We start from the raw sequence: 2101 nt of genomic DNA, 5'->3' as shown, positions 1-2101 counted from the left end.
GCACCGACCAGGTCGCGGGCGCGTCCGCGCCCGCCCAGGTCCGCACGGCGATCGCCGCGGCGCACGCGCCCGTGCCGCACGAGCGGGTCTCGCCGACCCCGCGCTCGTGCACGCGCATGCGGGCCTCGCCGACGGCCACGCCGTCGACCTCACGCTCACCGAGCGGCACCACCAGCTCGACGTTGGTGCCCTCGGGCGGCTGCGGCGCCACGACCGGCGCCCGGGTGAGGTCGGCGCGGTCCAGCTCGGCCGTGTCCGCGAGCGCGAGGACGGTGTGCGGGTTGCCGAGGTCCACGCTGAGCGCGGGGCGCGTCACGGGCAGCCCGACGACGTCGACCTGCGCGTCGCCCCCGCTCGCCACCGCCCCCGGTCCGCCCGCCAGGCGCCAGGCCCCCATGTCGACGGCGTACCACGACGCGCCGGTCCCCGGCGCCGGCTCGGGCACCCGCACGACGCGCCGGACGCCCGCGCGCGTGCCGAGCACCAGCTCCTCGGCCCCGTCCCAGAGGCCCAGGTGCTCCGCGAAGCGGGCCAGCACCCGGACGCCGTTCCCGCACATCTGGGCGAGCGACCCGTCGGCGTTGCGGTAGTCCATGAACCAGCGTGCCCGCGGGTCCTCGCGCAGCGCGTCCCGCCCCTCGGGCAGGTGCTCGCTCGCGACGAGGCGGATGACGCCGTCACCGCCCAGGCCCGCGCGCCGGTCCGTCAGGGCGCGCACGAGCTCGGGGCCGAGCGCGAGGGCGTCCTGGCGGTCGTCGACGAGCACGAAGTCGTTCTCGGTGCCGTGGCCCTTCCAGACGTGGAGCGTCGTGGGCGCGAGCGGCACGGCCGGCGTGGGCGCGGCCAGGGCGTCGTGCGTCATGACCCGAGCGTACGGCGGCGCGTCCCCGGGTCGACGAGCCGTCCGGCGTCCGCGGCGTGCACCAGCGCGACGGCGTGGTCCACGAGGTCCGGGTCCTGCGCGTCCAGCCAGTGCACGCGCGGGTCGCGGCCGAACCAGCCCATCTGCTTGCGGGCGAGGCGACGCGTGCCCGTGACCACGCCGGCACGCGCGTCGTCCAGCGAGCGCTCCCCCGCCAGCGCGGCGAGGACCTCGGCGTAGCCCACGGCCCGCCGGGCCGTGCGGCCCAGGCGCGGCCCGAGGGCCCGGACCTCCTCGACCAGGCCGCGCTGCCACATGCGCTCGACGCGGTGCCCGATGCGGCGGTCGAGCACCGCCCGGTCGCAGTCCAGCCCGATCTGCACGGTGGGGTGCACGTACTCCTGCTCGGGCAGGGAGGCGGTCCAGGGCCGGCCCGTCACCGTGATGACCTCGAGCGCGCGGACGATGCGGCGCACGTTCGCCCGCCCGATCGCGTCCGCGGCCGGCGGGTCGAGGCGCGCGAGCTCGTCGTGGAGCACCCCCGGGCCCTCCGCCTGCGCGCGCGCCTCCAGCGCTGCACGCACGGCGAGGTCGACCGGCGCCAGCTCCATCCGGTCCAGCAGCGCCCGGACGTACAGCCCGGAGCCGCCGACCACGACGGGGCGGCGGTCGCGCGCGGCGATCGCCGCGACGTCGGCCCGTGCCGCGCGCTGGTACGCGGCGACCGAGGCGTCCTCGGCGACGTCCAGCACGTCGAGCTGGTGGTGCGGGATGCCGCGCCGCTCCTCGGCCGTGACCTTGGCGGTGCCGATGTCCATGCCGCGGTAGAGCTGCATCGCGTCGGCGTTGACGACCTCGCCGTCGAGCCGTTCGGCCAGCGCCACCGCGAGGTCCGACTTGCCGGTCGCGGTCGGTCCGACCACCGCGACGACGACGGGGGCCGCGGCGCCCGGTGCGGGCGTGCCGTCGCCCGTCGCCCCCGCGCTCACGGCGCGCCCCCGTCCGGGACGTCCCACGTCAGCACCGCGTAGCCAGCACCCAGGGGCGCCGCACGGTGGAGCAGCGCACCGGGTCCCCGCGGCGACATCCCGACGAGCACCTGCCACGGTCCCCAGGCGCTCACCGCGAGGTCCGCGGCCAGCGCGGCCGGGACGCGCGCCAGGCGCGCGAGCGCGTCCGGGCCGGCGTCGAGGAGGTCGGCGACCACGGCGTCCTCGAACGCGGCGGCACGGCGGTCCG

At 78.5% G+C, this 2101-nt stretch carries 3 protein-coding genes; all 3 read right to left on the bottom strand.

What is annotated here, in order from left to right; all coding sequences use genetic code 11:
• On the bottom strand, positions 1-862 hold an 862-nt coding region (gene dapF / locus IDM29_RS16420; RefSeq protein ID WP_188037808.1), incomplete at its 3' end, for a diaminopimelate epimerase.
• Positions 859-1851, bottom strand: coding sequence for a tRNA (adenosine(37)-N6)-dimethylallyltransferase MiaA (gene miaA, locus IDM29_RS16415; RefSeq protein WP_182114101.1), 993 nt, complete (start codon positions 1849-1851; stop codon positions 859-861). The genes miaA and dapF, both read right to left, overlap by 4 nt.
• A partial coding sequence (locus IDM29_RS17450) for a hypothetical protein (protein ID WP_255500373.1) occupies positions 1848-2101 on the bottom strand: 254 nt, incomplete at its 5' end. The genes IDM29_RS17450 and miaA, both read right to left, overlap by 4 nt.

Source organism: Actinotalea sp. JY-7885 (assembly GCF_014525465.1).
Taxonomy (GTDB): Bacteria; Actinomycetota; Actinomycetes; order Actinomycetales; family Cellulomonadaceae; genus Actinotalea.
The sequence above is the reverse complement of the archived record's forward strand: the minus strand, read 5'-3'. Positions and strand labels throughout refer to the sequence as shown.